Below are 20,708 nucleotides of genomic sequence, written 5' to 3' on the forward strand. Positions count from 1 at the left end.
TCTCCTGCTATGACGAAGGTCACAGCCCCAACCCGCAATGACAGAAACATGTCAGCGGCGCATGCTCGCCGCCCGGCTCATCCCAGCAGCACGATGCCGCCGGGCAGCTCCGTCACCTTGGCGCCGAGCACTTCGTGCATCTGCGCAAACACCGTGTCCAACTTGTCGATGCGAAAACGCCCATTCAAGCGGCTGCGCTCGAGCTTGCTGTCCACCACCAGCACGTGGCCGGGGCGATACCGATTGATCTCATCCACCACGTCGGACAACGGCGTCTGACGGAACACCAGCACCCCACTGCGCCACGCCGACGTGGTTGCCGCATCAGCAGCGGTCACGGCACTCATGGCGTGCTTGCCGTAAGTCACTTGCTGATTGGCCGTCAGCATCACACTGCGGCCGTTCACGTCGACCCGCACGTCGCCTGAAAGACATGTCACGCACACGCGCGTATCGAGATGACGCACTTCGAAGTTGGCCTGCGTGGCCATCGCACGGCCCGGTCCCGCCGCAACGATGAACGGTTGCGCCGCGGCGCGCGTGGTGTTGACTGCGATCTCGCCGTCGAGCAGCTCGACGCCCTGGAGCGCATTCGCTGTTGCATCACGGCGCAGCGCAACGCTCGTGTGCGTGTTGAGGTCGACCGTCACGTCGGGTGCGAGCGCCAGCTGGCGCTGCTCGCCCGTCCTGGTGCGGAAGTCTGCCGCCAAGGCGGGAAACGCGCCCCACAGCCCAGCCGGCGCCGCCACCGCCACGGCAACGCCCGCCGCGGTTGCAAAGGCGCCGCCGATAAACGCGCGGCGGCCAAACGTGGGCACGCGCTGCATGTTGGTGGCCTGGGTGGCCTGTGCGGCTTGCCTGCGCCGCACGGCCTCACCGGCGGGGCCAAAGTCTTTCCACAACCGGCGCGCCTCCACAAACGCTGCCGCATGCGCGTCGCTCGTTTCGCACCAGCGCTTGAGCGCCTGCGCGTCTGCCACGGTGGCGTCGCCCGAAGTCAGACGGCGCACCCAGGCATGCGCTTCGCGGCGCAGCGTGTGCGAAATCTTCAGCGTCGTCGTGTTGGGTTCGGGTGCTGCCTTCATGCGTTCAACCATCTGTCATACGGCCGTATTCGTGGGCGCGGCTTGCCTCTGCCGCCACTTCGACGGTCTTATGGGTATGACGACGCCCGGCACACAAACCCGCAAGCATTTTTTCGAGAGTTTTTTTGAATCGATTGCCGCGGCAGGTTGTGGCTTGCGAAGGCGCGCGGCTAGCGACCCAGCTTGGCGGCGCAGTGCTCCTGGGCGCGTTGCAGTTCCAGCTCGACGAGCCGCAGCGAGATGCCGAAGCGCTCAGCCACCTCGCGCTGCGGCGTGCCTTCCAGCCGCACGGCCAGCAGGATGTCGCGGCGGCGCGTGGGCATCTGCTCCATTGCCCGGATCAGCGCATCGAGTTCGGAGTTGGCCTCCGCAACTTCAGCGGGCCCCGGCGCAGGGCTGACCAGATCGAGCATGGTTTCGACCTCGCCCACGCTCAGGCGGCGGTCTTCGGCGCGCTGCTGGTCGATGGCCGCGTTGAACGCCATGCGATAAAGATAGGCACCGGGGTTTTGCACCGGCTCGATGGCCTCCTCGCTGCCGTGGTTCTCCAGGCGCAGCCAGATGTCTTGCAGCGCGTCGCCGGCAAGGTCGGGGTTGCCCAGCCGCCGCGACAACAGAAACTTGAGGTGGCTGTACCGCTCAAGGAGGAAATCGCGCAGCATCGCGCGGCCGCTATCCGCCATGCCGCCTCCCCATGGAAAGCACGGAGACCGACGTGGCCGGTGCCGGGCATCCCCAGCTCTGGCCCGATGCCCGCGGCATCACCACCAGCGTAAAAGGCTGCGGCACGAATGCGGGCACCGGCTCACCCACCGGCGCGCCTTGCAGGGCGCTCACCACCAGCCTGTCGAGCACGGCATCGCCGGTGGAATCGAGCAGGCGCACCGTGCCGATGCTGCCCGACGCATCGACCCACAGGCGCAGCGCGATGCGGTGGCGGCCTTGCGCCAGGATCGCATTTGCGCAGAACACATCGCGGATGCGACGCTGGATCAAGCCGTAGTAGCGTCGCTGCGCCGGCAGGTCGGTTGCCCCGGTATCGTTTGCATCAGGGCCCGCTTGCGGCCGCACCGGCAAGAGCACCAGCGCATCGTTGCCGGTATAGCGCGGCGCAAGGCCACTGCCTTCCAGCAAACGCAGCAATGCCATATGGGGCGTCATCGTGCCGCGCACCGCCGGGGCTGCACGGCCCGACGTCAACGCGCTGTCATACAGCAGCGATATTCCGGTGACGGCGCCATAGTGCTCCAGCGCGCGTTGCAGCGGCTGCGCCTCGATGTCGAACCAGCGCTCGACATCGGCAGGCGGCGCGCCGGCAATGGCAGCCGGCTCCGCCTCAAGCGGACCGGCCAGCACGGCAGGTTGGAAAGCGCAGATGCCGATCATCGCGATGCACCAAGGCAGTATCCGCCGCGCACCACCCGATGCGACGTTTCCAGCCATACCCGGTCAGTGAAAGACGCGTGCGTCAGCGCCCGGTCTGCAGGCGTGTTTCACAGCGCGCAAGTGTGAAGTAAGCGCGTAGGGTAGTAATGCAACGTGACTGTTCTGTTACAGCACCCGCTGGAGGGGTGCGGCGCCGAGCCGGTGCTCAGCCGTTTGAATCGCCCCCGCGCGGGCTGAAGGTGCGCGGAAAAACGACCGGCTGGCGGCGGTCAATCAGCCGGTAGCCCTTGGCAGGGCGGTACGAATCCCCTTCCGCCACGCCGGACTCTTCCAGAAAGTTGGCGGCTAGCATGCGGGTGCGAAAACCGCTTTTGTCGACTGGGCGGCCGAGCACGATTTCGTACATGCGTTGCAACTGCGGCAGCGAAAACGGCTCGGCCAGCAGAAAGGCTGGCAACGAGGTGTATTCGACCTTGCTGCGCAAACGCTCGACGGCGGCGCGCAGTATGTCCGCGTGGTCGAAGGCCAGTTCAGGCGCGCGAAGCACGTCGTCCACCGCAAACCACGCCACGTCAGCCGCATTGGCGCCCTTGGCCAGCGCCACGCCCTGCGCGGGCATCAACGCAAAGTAGACATGCGTGGCAGACCAGCCGCGCGGGTCGCGCGTCGCACCGCCCCAGCTGCCCAACTGCTCCAGATACGGGCTGCCCACATTGGTTTTCTCCAGCAGCTTGCGACGCGCGCAGTCTTCCAGCGTGGCATCGACGGCCGTATCGACAAAGCCCCCCGGCAGCGCCCACGCGCCGGGAAAAGGCTCCCCTTCCGTATTGGGACGCTGCACGAGCAGCACGCGCAACACGTCGTCCAGCACCGTAAAGATGACGACATCGACCGTGGTGAACGGCAGCGGGAAGGTCTTCGCAGAAGTTCGGGTAGCCATGGCGCATCCACAAATGTCTTGACGGCCCCCATAGTAAGTTGTATTGTCCAACCCATACAAGTTGTACTGTACAACTTATAAACAAGGAGGTCATCATGTTCGGCATCCGCTTCATCAAGTCGCAGCCCACCGTTCATCTCATGCAGTTCCGCGCCGGCAAGGTGGTGCGCGAAGGCTCGGGCCTGTCGTTCTTCTACTACGGCCCGACGACCACGCTGGTGGCGGTGCCGGTAGCGAGTCAGGACCGCCCTTTCATCCTTGAACTGGTGACGGCCGACTTCCAGAGCGTGACCGTGCAGGGCCAGGTGACGTACCGCATCAGCGACCCGCGCCGCACCGCTGCGATGATGGATTTCTCGCTCGCCAAGAACGGCCAGACCTACGTGTCGGAAGACCCGAAGCGTCTGGGCGATCGCGTGGCTCAGCAAGTGGAAGTGATCGTGCAGCAAGCCGTGCAGGCGATGGAGCTGAAGGCCGCGCTGCGCGCATCGGCGGCTATCGCGCGCACCGCGCAAGCCGAATTGGCTGCGCAGCCTGAAATTGCCGCGTTGGGGTTGGAGATCCTGGGCGTGTCGGTCATGGCGGTCAAGCCAACCCCGGACATCGCCCGCGCGCTGGAAGCCGAAGCACGCGAATCCAACCTCAAGGCCGCGGATGACGCCGTCTACTTGCGTCGCATGTCGGCCGTGGAAAACGAACGCGCCATTCGCCAGAACGAGCTGGACACCGACATTGCGGTTGAGCAGAAGAAGCGCCAGATCCGCGAGACCCAGATGGAAGCCAAGGCCACGCTGATGCGCAAGGAGAACGCCCTGCGCAACGAACAGATGGCCGCCGATGTGGAACTCGAAGGCCAGCGCAAGGCCTTCGTGACAGGCCAAGCCGAGAACAGCCGCACGCTGGCCGAAGCCGAGGCCTACCGCGTGGCCGCTGTCATGCAGGCGCTGGAAAAGGCCGACCCGCGCATCGTCAACGCGCTGGCTGCGGCCGGCATGCAACCCGGCCAGCTCATCGCGCAGGCTTTTGGCGGCATTGCCGAACGTGCCGAACGCATCGGCCAATTGAATGTGTCGCCGGACCTGCTGCAAGGGCTAATGAACGCCTCCACGGGCACAACCGGCAGGGCCGCATCATGAGCACCGATGGCCGCAAGGTCGTGCTGGTGACGCGCCGCACCCGGCTTGAAGAGCTGGTGGCGCGCCACCACACGCTGGCGCAGGCGAAGTTCTACCTCGAACACCTGGGCGCCGATTTTTCCGACTACCTGGCCGAGAACGCCGCCTACGCGCGCAGCCTCGAAATCACCGTGCGCGCGCTGGAAGCCTGGGGCCGCTATCAGGTGGTGGATCGCGGCTACCTGCCCAACTTCATATTTGCGCCGGACGATATCGTCGTGGCGCTCGGGCAAGACGGGCTGGTCGCCAACTCGATGAAGTATCTCGACGGCCAGCCGCTGATCGGCCTGAACCCGGAGCCCGGCCGCTGGGACGGCGTGCTGTTGCCCTTCGAGCCGAAAGATCTCGGCACCGTGCTGGCCGACGTGGCGCGCGACAAGCGCCCCACCAAAGCGGTGACGATGGCCGAAGCACGGCTGTCCGACGGGCAGGTGCTGCGCGCCGTCAACGACCTCTTCATCGGGCCGCGCACGCATGCGTCTGCGCTGTATGAAATCGAGCTGAGTGAGCGGCGTGAAGCGCAATCGTCGTCGGGCATCATCGTCGCCACGGGGCTGGGTTCGACGGCGTGGCTGAAGAGCATCGTGACGGGCTCGATGGGCGTCGCACGCGCCATGCATGCCGGCGGCGATGGCTTTCGCTACGAACCCGAACCGTGGGACACCCCGCAACTGACGTTCGCTGTGCGCGAGCCGTTTCCGAGCCGCGCATCGCAGGCCACGCTCGTGTTTGGCCATGTGGATGCAGACCAACCGCTCAAGCTGCGCTCGCGCATGCCGGAGAACGGCGTCATCTTTTCCGATGGCATGGAGGCCGATTACCTGCGTTTTACCGCCGGCATGGAAGCGACGATTTCCGTGGCAGCCACGCAAGGGCGCTTGGCTGTCTGAATGAAAAAAGGCGGCCGGCCCAGGGCCGCCGAACACGACACCGCCGCGCTCAGTGCGCCACGGCGTTGAAATTGGGCGGCCGTCGATCGACGAACGCCCGGAAGGCTTCATGCGCCTCGGGCGATTGCAGCCGCCGCGCAAAGCAGGCGCTCTCGGCATCCATCTGCTGCTTGAGCAGTTCGGCATCGCGCATCAGCCGCTTGGTTTCGGTGAGGGCGCCCAGCGGCTGGCGCGCCAACCGCGCCGCAATGGCCTGCGCCTCCGTGCCGAGCTGATACAACGGCACTACTCGATTCGCCAAGCCCCACGCGAGCGCCGATTCGGCGCTCACCGCATCGCCCAGCGCGAACATCTCGAACGCGCGCACGTGGCCGAGTCGGGCTGGCATCAGCAGGCTCGATGCAGCTTCCGGCACCAGCGCCAGATTGACGAACGGCGTGGAGAGCTGCGCGTTGTCCGCCAACAGCACGAAGTCGCAATGCAGCAGCATGGTCGTGCCGATGCCAACCGCGCGGCCCTGCACCGCCGCCACCAGCGGGCGCGTGGCACGTGCCAGCGCATGCAGGAAGCGGATGACATTGCGCTCGCCATTGCCCTTGCCGCCGGCCATCGCAATCGACGCGAATTCGCCGATGTCGTTGCCGGCGGAGAACATGTCGCCTTCAGCCCGCAGCAGCACCACGCGCACAGTACTGTCACGCTCGGCGGCGCTCAGCGCATCGGCCAGCGCGCCATACATCGCATCGGTGATGGCGTTCTTCTTGTCGGCGCGGGCCAGGGTAAGCGTCAGCACGCCATCGGCGTTGTGGCTTTGGATATGTTCACTCATTGCTCGTCTCCGTTGGGGAACTTGGTTTGCAGGCTGGCGAGCCAGCGTGCGACAACGTCGATCTCGGCGTCGGTAAAGCCTTCGGTCAGCCGCGCGTTCAACTCGGCCAGGCCGTTGCGTGTTGCTGCCAAGGCTTCGCGGCCGGCGGGCGTGATCCAGAGTTGCCAGGCGCGGCCATCCTTGGCGTCAGCGCGGCGCTCGATGAGGCCGGCGTCGGAGGTTCTATCGACCAGGCCGCTCATGGCGGAGGGGCCGAGGTCCAGCGCGGCGCCGGCTTCGCGCATCAACGCGCCGTCGTTCTTCTCCAGGAAGAACAGCAGGCCGGATTGCGCGGCGGTCACGCCCTCGCCGGTACGCGATTGAATCCAGCGCTGCAAGCGGCGCTGCCCAACGCTGATGAGATACACAAGGCGGCGGTCGGGTGCTGTCATGCAGCCTCCGCTTCGTTGCGCGTGGCGGCGGCACGTTCGCGCAGCCAATCCACCAGACCTGGCCACAGCGTGGTGGCGAACTGCGCGCGGAAGAAGCCCATGTGCCCCACTGCGCCGCCGGCCTGCGCAGGCGTGATTTGCCGACGCTCGACCCACGTGTTCGTGAAGTGCATCGTCAACGCGTTGATGGCGGCGGGCGTGGCCCACGGGTCGTCGTCAAAGCCGTAGACGAGCACGGGATGCGTGACTCGGTTAAAGCGCTCGATGGCGCCGAGCGTCGGATCATCGAAAAAGTAGCGCTGCATGCCGGCCCATGCGCCCCATTCGATGGCGACGCCGCCCGGCAGATCTTCGCCCAGGCCCATGCGCTTGCCGGGCACGTAGCCGATCAACCGCGCCATCAATGGGCCAACGCCGCGCAGGATCAGGTCCACGCGCCAGCGTTCGCCGCGTTGGCGGATGAAGCGCGCGTTGCCCGTGTGGCAGGCCACTTGCACCACGCCCGCGACGTCCCAGTCCGCACTGCACAAGCCGATGGCGTGACCGCCCACAGAATGCCCGACCGCCAGGTGTGGCAGTTCCGGGTAGCGCGCCCTTGCCCAGCGCATCACGCCTTCGGCGTCGAGCAGCGCCCAGTCGCGCATGCGTGCAGCAAAGCGGCGCAGGCTCTTGGGCCGGGATGCGCCGATGCCGCGGTAGTCATACGTGATGGTGTGGAAGCCGCGCTCGGCCAGGAATTTGGCAAAGGCTTGATAGATGCGTTGCGGCACGCCCGTGGCCGGGTGCATGACGACCACGCCGTGCGGCACGCCGGCAGCGGTCCAGAGCATGGCGCCCAGCGGGTAGCCGTCCGTGGCGGGAATGGTGTGCGGTGTGCTGTCCATGACGTCGATTTAGTTCGCATGCGAAGTGTTTTACTTTGTATGCGAAGTAAATCGGTGTGTCAACGACAGAAAGATAAAGTACTTGCTTAACTATTTAGAGCCGCTATAGTTAACCACATGCTTAACCATGACACCTCTCTCGATCTCGCCTTCCAGGCCCTGGCCGACGGCAACCGGCGCGCGATGCTGGTGCAGCTCGTGCGCGGGCCGGCGTCGGTGAGCGAACTTGCCCAACCCCTCGATATTTCGCTGCCCGCGGTGATGCAGCACCTGGCGGTGCTGGAGAACTCCGGTCTCGTGCGATCGGAAAAGGTGGGCCGCGTGCGGACTTGCCGTATCGAACCGGAGGCGCTGAGCCTCGCCGAGCAGTGGATCAACCAACGACGCCTGGAGTGGGAACAGCACTTCGACCGCCTCGGCGCCTATCTGGAAACACTCAAAACCCAAGGAGACGTACATGACGACGACCATTGACCGCCCCGCCGGCACGACCCTGCGCCCTCTCGTGATCTCACGCACCTTCCCGGTTTCGCGCGACTGGGTCTTCAAGGCCTGGAGCACCGCCGACCACATCAAGCGCTGGTTCTGCCCGACGCACTACACGGTGCCGGATGCAACGGTGGAGTTTCGCGTGGGCGGCAAGTTTGACGTCTGCATGCGCTCGCCCGAGGGCCAAGACCACTGGTCGCGCGGTCACTTTCTGGAGATCGTGCCGAACGCGCGCCTGGTCATCGACATGAACGTCGTTGACGGCGACAACCGCCCGCTGATGAACGCCCACACCGTCGTGACCTTTGCCGAAGAAACCGGCGGCGGCACGCGCATGGAAGTTACGCAAACCCACACGCCGCTGGCGCCGATTGCCGAGATGATGATCAAGGGCGCGTCCGAAGGCTGGAAGCAGACGCTCGACAAGCTGGAACGCGAAGCCGCAAGCGTGCCGGTGGCGGAGGGCATCCAGCGCTCGGTCGTGCATGCCACCTTTACGGTGGAACGCACGTACGACGCACCCCGTTCGCGCGTGTTCACGGCGCTGACCGACCCGGCCGCCAAGGCGAAGTGGTTTGCCGGCGGCAATGGCTACACCTTGCTCGTGCGCGAAATGAACGCCACGCCCGGCGGCCGCGAGGTCGTCAAGGGCCGGTGGGACAGCGGTGTCGTGTCCAGCTTTGAAGCGCTGTATCACGACGTCATTCCGAACGAGCGCGTCGTCTATTCGTATGTGATGCACCTGGACGACCGCAAGATCTCCGCATCGCTCGCCACGCTGGAATTGCGCGAGCCCAAGGACGGCTCCGGCGGCACGCACCTCGTCATGACCGAGCAAGGCGCCTTCCTGGATGGCTACGACGACTCCGGATCGCGTGAGCGCGGCACGCAGTTCCTGCTCGACATGCTCGGCAATTCGCTCAAGGACTGAGCACCTGCACGACGTCGCGCGCAATGGTCGCCAACGTGACCGCCGCGCCGACGATCAACACTGCCGCCCACAACACGCCGCCCAGGTGCGCCAGAAGCGCCTGGCGCGGCGTCATTGCGCGTACTGCGCGAGACCGTTGCCGAACGACCAGTTCTCGGGCAGCACCTCCACGAGGCTGATGAATACGTCTTCGGGCCGTATGCCGGGCTCCTCGCCCAGCAGCTCGACGATGCGGCGATAGAGGGCCTGCTTCTGCTCGCGGTTGCGCGTGTTGTTGGCAGTGATCTGGATGATCACAACGTCGTCGCTACGCGCGATGCCAAAGTACGTCGGGCTGACGCTGAAGGTGCTGGCGTCGTGCTCGGTGAGCGTCATGAAGCGGTCGTCTTCCGGCACGTTGAAGGTCTCGCGCATGGCGCGATAGACGCCGTCGAAAATGGCCTGGTGATAAGCGGCAGACTTGCCGCGCCGCAGCGACACTTGAACGAGAGGCATGGTCAACTCCGAGGTTTGCAGTGACCAAAGCATGCCCCACGTTGATCATTCAAAAAAGGCATCCTAAGATATTTCAATCATTCGATTTCAAAATGATTGAACCATGAAGATGCTGGATATGGAGGCCGTCCAGGCCTTCGTGTTGACCGCCGATCTGAAGAGCTTCACGCGCGCGGCGGAGGCCATGGACTCCACGCAATCCGCGGTGAGCCTGAAGATCAAGCGGCTGGAAGATGCGCTGGGCCGCCGGCTTCTGGAACGCACGCCGCGCCTCGTGCGGCTGTCTCAGGATGGCTCCGCCTTTCTGGTAGCGGCGCGCGAACTGGTGGCCGCGCACGAAGGCGCGCTCGGCGCGTTTGGCGTGGAACGGCGGCGGCTGTCGGTCGGGATCAGCCATCACATCGTCGGCGCTGAACTGCCACGGCTGCTCCGCCAGATGGGCTTGGCCGAACCTGCATTGACGCTGGAGATCCGCATCGCCAGTTCGTGGGAGATCCTCGACATTTTCGAGAGCGGCGCGTTGGATGCGGCCATCGTACTGCGCCACGACAACCGCCGCACCGATGGCGAAGTCCTCATGGAAGAACCGTTCGGCTGGATGGCTGCGCCCGACTTCGAACACCGCGCCGGCGAGCCCATTCGCCTGGCAAATCAAGCGGACACATGCCGCATACGGCAGATGGCAGTCGCCACGCTGGAAGACGCGGGCATTCCCTGGCAGGAGGTGTTTGTGGGCGGCGGTGTGGCCACCATCGGGGCGGCCGCGGCAGCGGGCCTCGCCGTGGCGGCCCTCAGCCGCCGCGTGGCGCCGCCCGGCACAGTGGACATGGGCGCTGCGCTCGGCCTTCCTCCGCTTCCACCACGCAGCGTGGTGCTGCATTCCCGTTTGACCGATTCTGTGGCGAAGAAGGCGCTGCGCACGTTCGCGTCCACCTTGCGGGCCACGGCGGGGCGTTAGACGATAGCCATAGGCGCAGATTTGCGCAATCGCTGCACCGCGCGGCGCCTGCGGGGCGACTATGCTTTGCCCCATGAAACCGCGCACTCAACACGATTACCACCGCCGCATCGCCCGCGTGATCCAGGCGATCCTGGCCGACCCCGCCGCGCCACATACTGTGCAGAGTCTGGCCGCGGTGGCCCACCTGTCGCCGTTTCACTTCCATCGCATCTACCGGGCGCTGACCGGCGAAGGCGTGTTCGAGACCGTCCAGCGCATGCGGCTGGCGCAGGCCGCGCGGCGTTTGAGCGGCGCAGAAGATTCCGTCACCGACGTCGCGCTCAACGTCGGCTATGGCAGCCCGCAGGCATTCGCGCGCGCCTTTCGCGAGTTCACGGGCGTAAGCCCGCGCGCCTTCCAGACCCGGCAGCAAGCGCTGAATGTGCGCAGCGCCGATACGGAAGACCTGCCGCCCATCGAGCTGATCGAGCAGCCGCCTTTGCACGCGCTCTGCCTGCGCCACGACGGCCCCGTCGCAACCATCCGCCAGACGTTCATCACGTTGCGGCAACTGCTCGGCATCGACATGGAATCGGCGGATGCACCCGATCGCATTGGCATCTGCAACGGCGACCCCGAAACGCCCGGCTCCTTTGAGTATTTCGCGGGCGTCATCCTCGATGCGCCGCGCGCCGTCACCGGGCCCTTGCTCCCGATGCGCATCGAAGGCGGTCTCTACGCTTGCCACCGGCTGATCGGTCCTTACGCGCTGATCGCGCCGACCATGCAGGCGCTCTACGGCGGCTGCCTCCCAAGCTACGGCTTTGAACCGGACGACCGGCCGGCACTTGAGTTGTATCGCAGCCCAGGGCGGCACCACCCGCCGCGTGCCTGCGTGACCGATCTGATGATCCCCATCCGCAAGGAGTAGAGATGCTGCACCGTTGGCTTGCCGCCGCGCTGGCGGCCGTCGTCATGGGCGCTGCCCATGGCGGTCCGGCAGACGCACCCGCTGCGCCGTTTCACGTGGGCGAAACCACCCGCACGTTCCACCCGCAGGCTGAACGCCATTGGCGCGGGGCACGCACGCAGGCGCTCATCACCAACATCTGGTATCCGGTGGACATTTCCGTGCCGGAGGTTTCGCACAACGTCGATGCGCCGGGCCGGTCGCCCTTCCGCATGCAGCCATCTGCCGGCGAAGCGCCCGTCGCGTCAACGCAGGCGCAACATCCGCTGCTGCTGCTTTCGCACGGCACGGGCGGCACGGCGGGCAGCCTCGATTGGATGGCCGCTGCGCTGGCCGCGAACGGCTACATCGTCGCGGGCGTGAATCATCCGGGCAACACGGCGCTGGAACCGCTCACGCGCGAAGGCTTCATGCTGTGGTGGGAGCGCGCCACTGACGTGAGCGAAGTGCTGGATGGCGTGCTCGCCGATCCCGTATTGGGCGCGCATGTCGATCGCACGCGCATCGGCGCCGTGGGCTTTTCGTTGGGTGGCTATACGGTGCTCGAACTTGCCGGCGCACGCACGGATGTCCCGGCGTTCATGGCGTTCTGCGGCTCGCCGCAGGCCGACGCGATCTGCCATCCACCCGAGATGGCCCGCGCGCAGATCAACCCGACCGTCGACACGACAAGATCACCGCAGGCGGAAGCGTCCCTCGCCCGCTCCGGTGCGTCTTACCGCGACGCACGCATCAAAGCCGTTTTTGCGATGGCGCCGGCACTGGGCATGGCGATGGACGCCACGTCGCTTGGCAACATCAGCATCCCGGTCTCGCTGATGGCCGGAGACGCGGATGTCACCGTGCCCGTCGACACCAACGTGCGCCGCGTCGCCAAGATGCTGCCCAAGGCCGATCTGCTGCTGGTGCCGGGCGCGTCGCATTACACGTTCATGGATACGTGCCTGCCGGGGGCCGCACCCCATGTGCCGCTGCTGTGCAAGGACAACCCGGGCGTCGACCGTGATGCGGTGCATGCCGAGGCCGTGCGCCGGGCGCTGGATTTCTTCGGGGCGGCGCTGCCCGGTCAGACCTGAGCGTCACCGCGATTCGATGCAGATCGATTACCGCTTCTGCACCGCCACGCTGCCGATCGAATAGCCCGCGCCAAACGAGCAGATCATGCCCAGGTCGCCCGACTTCAGGTCGGCACGGTGGCGGTGGAACGCGATGATCGACCCCGCCGATGCGGTGTTGGCGAACTCATCCAGAATCACCGGCGCTTCGTCGGCCGATGCATCGTGCCCAAGCAGGCGCTTGCCGATCAGCTGGTTCATTGCCAGGTTGGCCTGGTGCAGCCAGAAGCGGCGCACGTCAGCCGGGACATGGCCGAGTTGCTGCAGATGGCCGGCAATGTGCTCGGCGGCCATCGGGCAGACTTCCTTGAAGACCTTGCGGCCCTCTTGGTGGAAGAGCTGATCGCGGTCGTCCGGGTTGCGGTCTTCGCTGCGCGAGAGGTAGCCGGCGTTGTTGCGGATGTTGTTGGAAAAGCTCGTCGCGCACTTGGTGCCGAGCACGCGCCAGGCGTCGGCGGAGCGTGTGTCTTCCGCGCGCTCGACCAGCACGGCCGTGCACACGTCGCCGAAGATGAAGTGGCAGTCGCGGTCTTTCCAATCGAGGTGGCCGGAGGTGATCTCGGGGCTCACGACCAGCGCCGCCCGCGCCGTGCCGCTGCGCACCGCATTGATGGCCTGCTCCAGCCCGAAGGTGGCCGACGAGCACGCGACGTTCATGTCGAACGCGTAGCCGCCCGCGCCAATGCCGTTCTGGATCTCCACGCCCAGTGCCGGATACGGCCGCTGGAAGTTGGACGTTGCGCACAGCAGCATGTCGACCTCGGCGGCATCGCGGCCGGCAGCGGCCAAGGCATCGCGCGCGGCCGCCACGCCAATCTCAGCCTGCAGCGACAGCGCATCGTCGGGGCGCGGCGTCAGACGCGGGCGCATGCGCGTTGGGTCCAGCACACCGGCCTTGTCGATCACGTAACGCTGGCGAATGCCTGAAGCCTTCTCGATAAACTCCGCCGACGATTCCGCCAGCGCCGTCAGCTCGCCCGCGGCGATCGCTTCGGCGTGCTGCGCGTTGTAGCGCTGAGTGTAGGCGTTGTAGGAGGCGACCAGCTCCTCGTTGGTGATGACCTCGGGCGCGACCCACAGGCCCGTGCCGCTGATAACGACGTCGTACATACCCGGAATTTATGAATTTTTCGTGGCGGCGACGATAGCACATCGGCCCGGCAATGCGGGGGCCGGCATGTGGTCGTTTACGTCTAGTTGGACCTTGTTCAGCCGGGCGCACATGCGCCGACACCATCCCGACTCCGCGCGCCCGGCCCCGGCCCTCGCCCAGCCAGCAAAACAAAACGGGTGACAGCACCGCGCCGTCACCCGCGCTTTGTTCCGCAGCGTGGGCGCTGCGGCTACTTGTTCGCCGCAACCTCCATGATCATCCGCGAGAGCAGATAAAGGCGCGGCACGACGCTCTCCACTTCCGCGTATTCCTCCGGCGTGTGGATGCCGCCGCCAACAATCCCGAAGCCATCCAGCGTGGGCGTACCGACACCCGCCGACAGGCTGGAATCGGCCGCGCCGCCGCTGCCCTCCAGCGTGAGCTTGCGGCCGATCTCGGCGTAGATGGCTTGCGCCTTGGCGGCCAGTTGGTCGGACGCCGCATTGCGCGGCATCGGCGGGAAGCTGCGCACCAGCGAGGTCTTCACTTCCGTCTCGGCGATCAGCTTGTTGGCCGACACGCGCGTCAGGTCGCGCTCCACGCGGTCGAATTCCTCCGGCACGGCCACGCGCACGTCGGCGTACGCCGTTGCATGGTCGGGGATGACGTTGGTCGCGTCGCCCGCCTTGAGCACCGTCACGTTGAAAGTCGTCTGCTTGGCACTGTCGCCCAGCTTGCCGACTTGCAGCACCTGGTGCGCCAGTTCGTTGCCGGCGTTACGACCGGATTCGGGCGCCACGCCGGCGTGCGCGGCCTTGCCTTTGATGTCGATCTCCGCCGTGCCGCTGCCCTTGCGCCACACGACCAGCCCATCGGCGGGCCGGCCCGGTTCCAGGTTGAGCGTCACGTCATGCTGCTTCGCTTCGCGCTCGATCAACGCGCGCGTGCCCTTGGAGCCGGTTTCCTCGTTCGTGTTGAGCAGCAGCGTGACCTGCCCGTATTGCTTGAAGTCGAGCTGCTGCAGGATCTTCATCGCATACAAACCCGCCACTACGCCGCCCTTGTCGTCCATCACGCCGGGGCCGTAGGCGCGCTTGTCCTTGATGTAAAACGGCTTGGCGCGTGCGGTGCCGTCCTTGAAGACGGTGTCCATATGCGCCATCAGCAGAATGCGCGTCTTGCCGGAGCCCTTCCAGGTCGCCAGGATGTTGTTGCCCGCTGCCGGCGCGGCGGACACCGTTTCCACCTGGGCGCCAGCCTTGCGCAGTTCGTCGGTGACGATGGTGCCAATCTGGCTCAGTCCCGCTTCGTTGCCCGTGCCCGAATCGATGTTCACCAGGCGCTCGAGCAATTGCAGTGCGTCGCCGCGGTAGCCCTCGGCGGCGGACAGCACCTTGGGATTGGCATCGGCGGCACAAGACAGACCTGTGGCACACAGCAACAGCGCAGCAACGGCAAGGCGGGACGGTTTCATACAGGACCTTTTTCTAGCGAGTGGCGAAACGGCCATTACACACAAGATCGTGCCGCGCGGGCAGCCATGTTGCGTTCGGCGCACGGTCGTCATGCGTGGCTTGCTCTTGGGCCGCGACTGATGCAGCGTAATAACTATTCATCGCATGCATTACCGGTCATTCAAACAATAAATTTCACAAATAATGCACGCGCCGCTACTCTGGTTCTCCCGTGAATTTTTCGCAAGCACACGATGGCGGAGCTTTATCTCGTACGGCACGGACAGGCCTCGTTTGGCGCTGCAGATTACGACCGGCTCTCCGAGCGCGGCGAGCAGCAGAGCGTCTGGCTTGGTGAATATTTTGCGCGGCAGGACATTGTTTTTGATCGCGTCATCTGCGGCACCTTGCGCCGACACAACCAGACCGTCGACGGCATCCTGCGCGGCATGGGCATTTCCGGCACGGCGGTTGAGCAGCATGCCGGGCTGAACGAATACGACTTCCAGGGCCTCTTTGCCGCGCTGGGCGAGGATTTTCCGGAGCTGACGCAGTTGGCCTCGGGCTCGATGCGCGATCACTACCGGGCGCTCAAGAAGGTGCTGCATCTATGGTCGGACGACAAGATCCGCGGGCCCCTTCCTGAAACGTGGGCCGCCTTCCAGCAACGCGTGGCCGACGCCCGCGCGGCCATCCAGGCAGGCGCCGGGCAGCGTGTGCTGGCGATCAGTTCCGGCGGCCCCATTGCGGTGACCGCGCAGCAGGTGCTGGCCGCACCGCCCACCACCGCCATTGCGCTGAACCTGCAGATCCGCAACAGCAGCGTCTCGCAGTATTTCTTCAACGCCGAATCGTTCCAGTTGGCCACTTTCAACGGCATCCCGCATCTGGACGATCCGGCCCGACGCGCGTTCCAGACGTACGGCTGATCGCCCAGGCCGGACGCCCATAACAGATCACCATTGGAGGAGCACACCATGAGCACGAACCTGTTCGACCTGACCGGAAAGATCGCCCTGGTTACCGGCGCCAGCCGCGGCATTGGCGAAGAGATTGCCAAGCTGCTGGCAGAACAAGGCGCGCACGTGATCGTGTCGAGCCGCAAGCTGGCCGACTGCGAAGTCGTGGCAGAACGCATCCGTGAAGCCGGCGGCAAGGCGGAAGCCCTCGCCTGCCACGTCGGGCGCATGGAAGACATTGCCGCGGCGTTCGACACCATCCGCCGCACGCACGGCCGGCTCGACATTCTCATCAACAACGCGGCGGCCAACCCGCACTTCGGCCACATCCTCGACACGGATCTGGCGGCGTACGAGAAGACTGTTGAGGTGAACATCCGCGGCTACTTCTTCATGTCGGTTGAAGCCGGCAAGATGATGAAGGCGCAGGGCGGCGGCGCGATCGTCAATACCGCGTCGGTCAACGCGCTGCACCCGGGCGACAAGCAAGGCATCTACTCCATCACCAAGGCCGCCGTGGCCCACATGACGCGCGCGTTCGCCAAGGAATGCGGGCCGTTCGGCATTCGCGTGAATGCCCTGCTGCCGGGTCTGACGAAGACCAAGTTCGCGGGCGCGCTCTTTGAAGACAAGGCCACGTACGACCGCTGGATCAGCGAGATCCCACTGCGCCGCCACGCCGAGCCGCGCGAGATGGCCGGCACGGTGCTCTACCTCGTGTCTGATGCAGCGAGCTACACCAATGGCGAGTGCATCGTCGTCGACGGCGGCATGACGGTCTGACAACGGGGCGCCCCTGCCGGTGCACCTCCGCTGGTCTCCATGCCCGGCACACCGATATTGCGCCGGGCCTCGGGGTGACGGCTCCCAGAGCGCACGGCTTACTCGTGCATCAGCGCCTGAGTGAAGCGTGAAGAAAGGGAGCAGCAGAGGTCAGACGTGAGCTTCACTGGGGGGGCTTTCATAAAACGAGCACGGCGCGAAAGTCATTGACGTTCGTGAAGGTCGGGCCCGTCACGACAGATGCGCCCAAGGCGCCAAAGAAGCCGTGCCCGTCATTGTTGTCGAGCGCTTCGCGCGGCTGGATGCCGAGCGCCCTCGCTTCGCGGAGCGAATCGGGAGTGAGCACTGCACCAGCAATCTCTTGCTGACCGTCCACGCCATCGGTGTCGCCAGCCATTGCGTAGATGCCGGGTTCGCCCGCGAGTGAAATACCAAGGGCCAATAGGAACTCGACATTGCGCCCACCACGGCCATTACCACGGACAGTGACGGTCGTTTCACCGCCAGACAGCAAAACGCACGGTGCAGAAAATGGCTGGCCGTGCAGCCGGACTTGCCGCGCAATGCCTGCCATGACCGCCCCGACGTCGCGCGCCTCGCCTTCAATCGCGTTGCCGAGAATGTGCGTGGGGATTCCGGCCGCGCGCGCCACCGCGGCAGCGGCTTCCAGCGCCATCTGGGGCGTGGCGACCATGCGCACGGTGTTGCCCGCCAGGCGCGAGTCGTCTGGAAAGAGGGATTCGCCGCGCCCACTTTCGAGCGCCTCGAGCACCGGTTTCGGCACGTCGATCCGGTAACGCTGCAGGATCGCCAGCGCATCCGCACACGTCGTGGGATCGCCGACCGTCGGGCCGGAGGCGATGTCGCAGGGATCGTCGCCCGGCACATCGGAGATCAGCAGTGTGACGACCTTGGCCGGATGGCATGCTGCCGCCAGGCGTCCACCTTTGATGCCTGACAGGTGCCGGCGCACGCAATTCATCTCGCTGATGCTTGCGCCAGATTTGAGCAGCGCGCGGCTCACGGCCTGCTTGTCCTGCAGCGTAACGCCATCGATCGGCAACGGCAGCAGCGCCGACCCACCACCCGAGATCAGACACAGCACGGTGTCGCTCGCGCTCAGGTTGCCGACCAGCGACAGCATCCGCTTTGCGGCATCCATCCCGGCAGCGTCGGGCACTGGGTGTGCGGCCTCGGCAATCTCGATGCGCTCGCACGGCACGGCGTAACCGTAACGAGTCACCACCAGGCCGCTGAGTGGGCCTTTCCAATGTGTCTCAACGGCGCGCGCCATGGCTGCAGATGCCTTGCCGGCACCGATGACGATCAAGCGACCGGCGGGCGCCTCGGGCAGATGCGCCGCAAGGTTGCTCGCCGGCAGCGCTGCATCGATCGCGGCGTCAAACATCTTTCGCAACAGCAAACTTGGGTCCATCGTCAACTCCCAAGCTAGGCGTTTGCCGCCGAAGATAGATTGCGGCTTTGTGCCGGCGCGCGATGCCTGACCAGCGTCCACAGCAGCGCCATGCCTATCAGGTCACCGCAGCCTAGCGCCACGAAGAACGGCGTGTAGCCGATGCTGCTGACCAGCCCCCCGATCAGCAATGTGAAGCTCAGGTTGCCGATTCCGGCCACAAAACTCGCCATGCCAGTAACAGTCGCCACTTCGTGCTTGGGGAACAGGTCTGCCGACAGAGAGATCACCGAGATCGAAAGGGTCTGGTGTGCGAATCCGCCCAAGCACAGCAAGAAGATGGCCACCGCTGGGTCCTTGACGAAACCCACGCCCGCCATGCCGATCATGAGCACCGCACCCAGAGAGAATGCAACGCGCTTGCCGTCGACGATGGCGACGCCGAAGCGCTTGTTCAGATACGCGGAGATGGTGCCGCCCATCATGCAGCCGAAATCCGCGGCCACAAATGGCAGCCACGCAGTGAGCGCAATGGTTTTGAGATCGAACCCGCGTGCCTGATACAGGTACAGCGGCATCCAGTAGACCAGCGTGCCCCACACTGGATCGGCGAAGAAGCGCGGCAACGCAATGCCCCAAAAATTCCGCTGAGACAGGATATGGCGGATGGTCGGCCTGCCGCCATCCTTTGCCTGCGCCACCCTGTCGTTCGCTCCAATCGTCTGGTCCTCCACCTGCCCCGCCGCGATGTAGTCCGCCTCCTCCTTCGTCAGCGCTGGGTGCGCATCTGGATGACGATAGAAGATCAGCCACAATCCAGCCCAGCCGAGGCTCAGTGCGCCAGCAATGATGAAGGCGGTCTCCCAGTCGTACTTGAGGATCGACCATGCGATCAGCGGCGGCGCCATGATGGCCCCGACCGAAGCGCCCAGGTTGAACGTGCCGGCCGCAAAGCCTCGCTCCCGAGCGGGGAACCAGTAGGCCGTGGCGCGCATACCGGCCGGGATGAAAGCGCCTTCCACGAGCCCCAGCATGCCACGCAGCACGAACAGCCCGATCCAGCCGCTTACGAACCCATGCGCGATACAGATGAGCGACCATGCGACACCGCACAGCAAGAAACCGAAGCGCAGGCCGATGCGATCCATCAGATACCCGGTCAGCGGCGCGCCAATCGGATACATGACCAGGAAGGCACCGGTAATCCATCCGTAGTGCTGCGTGGTGATATGCAGGCTCTGCATGACCGTGGGTGCGGCCACGCCCAGCGAGCTGCGCGCCAGATAGTTCATGACCGTACCGAGCGTCAGCAGGCCGATCATCCACCAGCGCAGTCCCTTGATTTTCATTTTCATCGCGCTCTCCCTAGGCGGGGAACAAGGCGCGCGCAACCGGCGAGGCATTCAGCCCAACCGATACGGCGCGAAATTGTGGATCAAGATGCGAGGCGATGCGGTATAGGTCCGCTGCCTCGTTGCGTTGCCATAGGCCGGAGTAGCCTTTCACGTTGGCAGCAGCGCGACGCGCATCGAACTTGACGCTGCTGTGCACGAATTCCTCGTGCTGCCTCTCACCCCGCGCATAGGGGGCAAGCCAGTTCAGCGCGCTCGCCAGCCGGCCGCGAATCTCCGGGGCGCCGTACCAATCCTGCCCATGCGCAACCGCCATCGTTGCTGCCATCAACAGCGGCTCGAGGTTGTAGACCACGTAATGCATAGCATCACGCTGGGCGAAATCGTACGTGCTGCCGTCATCGCGCACGTTCTGCCGCACGTGATCGATGAAGGCCGCCCGCGCAGCGTCGATCCACCGCCTCTCGCCGCTCAGATAGGCCCCGGCGGTCGCCAGCTTGATGCGATGGCTCTGCCAGTTGTTGAGCAGTGTGCTGTCGTCGCCCACGCGCCGCGCGGGCGTCAGGTAAGCCTCGGCCAGTTGCGCACCAAAGGAAGGGACGCGTTCTGCCAGCTCGGCTGACAAATGCTCACGCATCAGATCGAGCCCGAACAGGAATTGCACGAGCTCAGCCTCGTCGACCGGGTTGGAGGATGAGCGGTATACCGGCAGCCATCCTGCGATGTACGCCACCGCCTTGTCGGCATAAGCGGGGGTGTTGGATACGCGAAACGCCAACGCCTGCACCAGCGTCTGCTGCCAATCCTGCTGGGCCAGCACGCTTGCATCGCGGTCGCCTTCATGCGGCAGGAGGCCCTGCGTGTGAACGATGTCGCGCACATGCAGCGGGCGCGCCAAGCTTGTGTGCGCCTGTGAAATGAGTTGTGCCGCCACCGCAGGTGGTACGGAAGCCGCCAGTGCTTCCGCACGCTGTAACGAGGTCAGTGCGTACGTCATCGCATTCTTACTGTTGGGGCGGGATACCAGATCGGCCGCCCAGCCGTTGCCATAGCCTCTGGCCGCGACTGCCAACGGCGCTGCGAACATGCCGTG

23 protein-coding genes are annotated in these 20,708 nt (G+C 65.3%); 9 read left to right on the plus strand and 14 right to left on the minus strand.

All coding sequences use genetic code 11. The annotated features are described in order from the left end of the window. Positions 1-77 precede the first annotated feature (77 nt). From N5B55_RS21905 to N5B55_RS21920, 4 genes are all read right to left on the minus strand, one after another. The gene (locus tag N5B55_RS21905; protein WP_304540062.1) at positions 78-1,085 is read right to left on the minus strand and encodes a FecR family protein; all 1,008 of its coding nucleotides are present in this window, start codon (positions 1,083-1,085) and stop codon (positions 78-80) included. Between the two features lie 170 nt (positions 1,086-1,255). Continuing rightward, the gene (locus N5B55_RS21910; RefSeq protein WP_304540063.1) at positions 1,256-1,768 is read right to left on the minus strand and encodes an RNA polymerase sigma factor; all 513 of its coding nucleotides are present in this window, start codon (positions 1,766-1,768) and stop codon (positions 1,256-1,258) included. Next, positions 1,758-2,471: a TonB C-terminal domain-containing protein gene (locus N5B55_RS21915; RefSeq protein ID WP_304540064.1), complete on the minus strand. Its 714-nt coding sequence runs from the start codon at positions 2,469-2,471 to the stop codon at positions 1,758-1,760. The genes N5B55_RS21910 and N5B55_RS21915 overlap by 11 nt, the downstream gene beginning before the upstream one ends. Before the next feature lie 205 nt (positions 2,472-2,676). Further along, positions 2,677-3,411: an NUDIX hydrolase gene (locus tag N5B55_RS21920; protein WP_304540065.1), complete on the minus strand. Its 735-nt coding sequence runs from the start codon at positions 3,409-3,411 to the stop codon at positions 2,677-2,679. A gap of 95 nt (positions 3,412-3,506) precedes the next feature. Between N5B55_RS21920 and N5B55_RS21925 the strand changes: the two genes are divergently transcribed. Next, entirely contained in the window at positions 3,507-4,547 is a 1,041-nt protein-coding gene (locus N5B55_RS21925) for an SPFH domain-containing protein (protein WP_304540066.1), read from the plus strand. Continuing rightward, positions 4,544-5,476: a sugar kinase gene (locus N5B55_RS21930; protein ID WP_304540067.1), complete on the plus strand. Its 933-nt coding sequence runs from the start codon at positions 4,544-4,546 to the stop codon at positions 5,474-5,476. The genes N5B55_RS21925 and N5B55_RS21930 overlap by 4 nt, the downstream gene beginning before the upstream one ends. Before the next feature lie 49 nt (positions 5,477-5,525). Here the strand turns inward: N5B55_RS21930 and N5B55_RS21935 are convergent, their stop codons facing one another. Genes N5B55_RS21935 through N5B55_RS21945 form a run of 3 tightly spaced genes read right to left on the minus strand, consistent with a single transcriptional unit; the run spans position 5,526 to position 7,620 of the window. Further along, the gene (locus N5B55_RS21935) at positions 5,526-6,305 is read right to left on the minus strand and encodes an enoyl-CoA hydratase (RefSeq protein ID WP_065855746.1); all 780 of its coding nucleotides are present in this window, start codon (positions 6,303-6,305) and stop codon (positions 5,526-5,528) included. Continuing rightward, on the minus strand, positions 6,302-6,736 hold the full coding sequence (locus N5B55_RS21940; RefSeq protein ID WP_009239948.1) for a MarR family winged helix-turn-helix transcriptional regulator: 435 nt from the start codon (positions 6,734-6,736) through the stop codon (positions 6,302-6,304). The genes N5B55_RS21935 and N5B55_RS21940 overlap by 4 nt, the downstream gene beginning before the upstream one ends. Beyond that, positions 6,733-7,620, minus strand: coding sequence for an alpha/beta hydrolase family protein (locus N5B55_RS21945; RefSeq protein WP_178961289.1), 888 nt, complete (start codon positions 7,618-7,620; stop codon positions 6,733-6,735). Before N5B55_RS21945 ends, N5B55_RS21940 begins: the two co-directional genes overlap by 4 nt. Positions 7,621-7,737: 117 nt before the next feature. Between N5B55_RS21945 and N5B55_RS21950 the strand changes: the two genes are divergently transcribed. Beyond that, complete coding sequence (locus N5B55_RS21950; RefSeq protein ID WP_009239950.1) at positions 7,738-8,094, plus strand: ArsR/SmtB family transcription factor; 357 nt, start codon at positions 7,738-7,740, stop codon at positions 8,092-8,094. Continuing rightward, positions 8,078-9,040: an SRPBCC family protein gene (locus tag N5B55_RS21955; protein WP_304540068.1), complete on the plus strand. Its 963-nt coding sequence runs from the start codon at positions 8,078-8,080 to the stop codon at positions 9,038-9,040. Before N5B55_RS21950 ends, N5B55_RS21955 begins: the two co-directional genes overlap by 17 nt. Here N5B55_RS21955 and N5B55_RS21960 read toward each other — a convergent pair. Continuing rightward, positions 9,030-9,155 carry a hypothetical protein gene (locus tag N5B55_RS21960; protein ID WP_304540069.1) on the minus strand — a complete coding sequence of 42 codons (126 nt, stop codon included), beginning with the start codon at positions 9,153-9,155 and terminating at the stop codon, positions 9,030-9,032. The genes N5B55_RS21955 and N5B55_RS21960 overlap by 11 nt on opposite strands. Then, positions 9,152-9,535, minus strand: coding sequence for a tautomerase family protein (locus N5B55_RS21965; RefSeq protein WP_304540070.1), 384 nt, complete (start codon positions 9,533-9,535; stop codon positions 9,152-9,154). Before N5B55_RS21965 ends, N5B55_RS21960 begins: the two co-directional genes overlap by 4 nt. A gap of 103 nt (positions 9,536-9,638) precedes the next feature. Between N5B55_RS21965 and N5B55_RS21970 the strand changes: the two genes are divergently transcribed. The 3 genes from N5B55_RS21970 to N5B55_RS21980 all read left to right on the plus strand — a co-directional run bounded on the left by N5B55_RS21970 (position 9,639) and on the right by N5B55_RS21980 (position 12,521). Next, complete coding sequence (locus tag N5B55_RS21970; RefSeq protein WP_304540071.1) at positions 9,639-10,493, plus strand: LysR family transcriptional regulator; 855 nt, start codon at positions 9,639-9,641, stop codon at positions 10,491-10,493. Between the two features lie 73 nt (positions 10,494-10,566). Then, complete coding sequence (locus N5B55_RS21975) at positions 10,567-11,406, plus strand: AraC family transcriptional regulator (protein ID WP_304540072.1); 840 nt, start codon at positions 10,567-10,569, stop codon at positions 11,404-11,406. Positions 11,407-11,408: 2 nt separating this feature from the next. After that, on the plus strand, positions 11,409-12,521 hold the full coding sequence (locus N5B55_RS21980) for an alpha/beta hydrolase family protein (protein WP_304540073.1): 1,113 nt from the start codon (positions 11,409-11,411) through the stop codon (positions 12,519-12,521). 27 nt (positions 12,522-12,548) lie between these two features. On the opposite strand, the gene N5B55_RS21985 is transcribed toward N5B55_RS21980, so the two are convergent. Together N5B55_RS21985 and N5B55_RS21990 are read right to left on the minus strand one after the other, a co-directional pair. Then, complete coding sequence (locus N5B55_RS21985) at positions 12,549-13,670, minus strand: beta-ketoacyl-ACP synthase III (RefSeq protein ID WP_304540074.1); 1,122 nt, start codon at positions 13,668-13,670, stop codon at positions 12,549-12,551. A 233-nt stretch (positions 13,671-13,903) separates the two neighbouring features. Beyond that, positions 13,904-15,127 (minus strand): M20/M25/M40 family metallo-hydrolase, encoded by a 1,224-nt coding sequence (locus N5B55_RS21990; protein ID WP_304540075.1) that lies wholly within the window; start codon positions 15,125-15,127, stop codon positions 13,904-13,906. A 234-nt stretch (positions 15,128-15,361) separates the two neighbouring features. Between N5B55_RS21990 and N5B55_RS21995 the strand changes: the two genes are divergently transcribed. Both N5B55_RS21995 and N5B55_RS22000 read left to right on the plus strand, forming a co-directional pair. After that, entirely contained in the window at positions 15,362-16,036 is a 675-nt protein-coding gene (locus N5B55_RS21995) for a histidine phosphatase family protein (protein WP_304540076.1), read from the plus strand. Between the two features lie 48 nt (positions 16,037-16,084). Beyond that, a complete protein-coding gene (locus tag N5B55_RS22000) occupies positions 16,085-16,849 on the plus strand; it encodes an SDR family oxidoreductase (RefSeq protein ID WP_009239961.1) in 765 nt (254 codons plus the stop codon). A gap of 178 nt (positions 16,850-17,027) precedes the next feature. On the opposite strand, the gene N5B55_RS22005 is transcribed toward N5B55_RS22000, so the two are convergent. From N5B55_RS22005 to N5B55_RS22015, 3 genes are read right to left on the minus strand one after another with little or no spacing between them, the layout of a single operon-like run. Next, positions 17,028-18,284, minus strand: a complete 1,257-nt coding sequence (locus N5B55_RS22005; protein WP_065855770.1) for a glycerate kinase type-2 family protein — start codon at positions 18,282-18,284, stop codon at positions 17,028-17,030. A 14-nt stretch (positions 18,285-18,298) separates the two neighbouring features. Next, complete coding sequence (locus N5B55_RS22010; protein ID WP_304540077.1) at positions 18,299-19,618, minus strand: MFS transporter; 1,320 nt, start codon at positions 19,616-19,618, stop codon at positions 18,299-18,301. Between the two features lie 10 nt (positions 19,619-19,628). After that, entirely contained in the window at positions 19,629-20,612 is a 984-nt protein-coding gene (locus N5B55_RS22015) for an alginate lyase family protein (protein ID WP_178961296.1), read from the minus strand. Positions 20,613-20,708 lie beyond the last annotated feature (96 nt).

It is taken from the genome of Ralstonia pickettii (genome assembly GCF_030582395.1).
Taxonomy (GTDB): Bacteria; Pseudomonadota; Gammaproteobacteria; order Burkholderiales; family Burkholderiaceae; genus Ralstonia; species Ralstonia pickettii_D.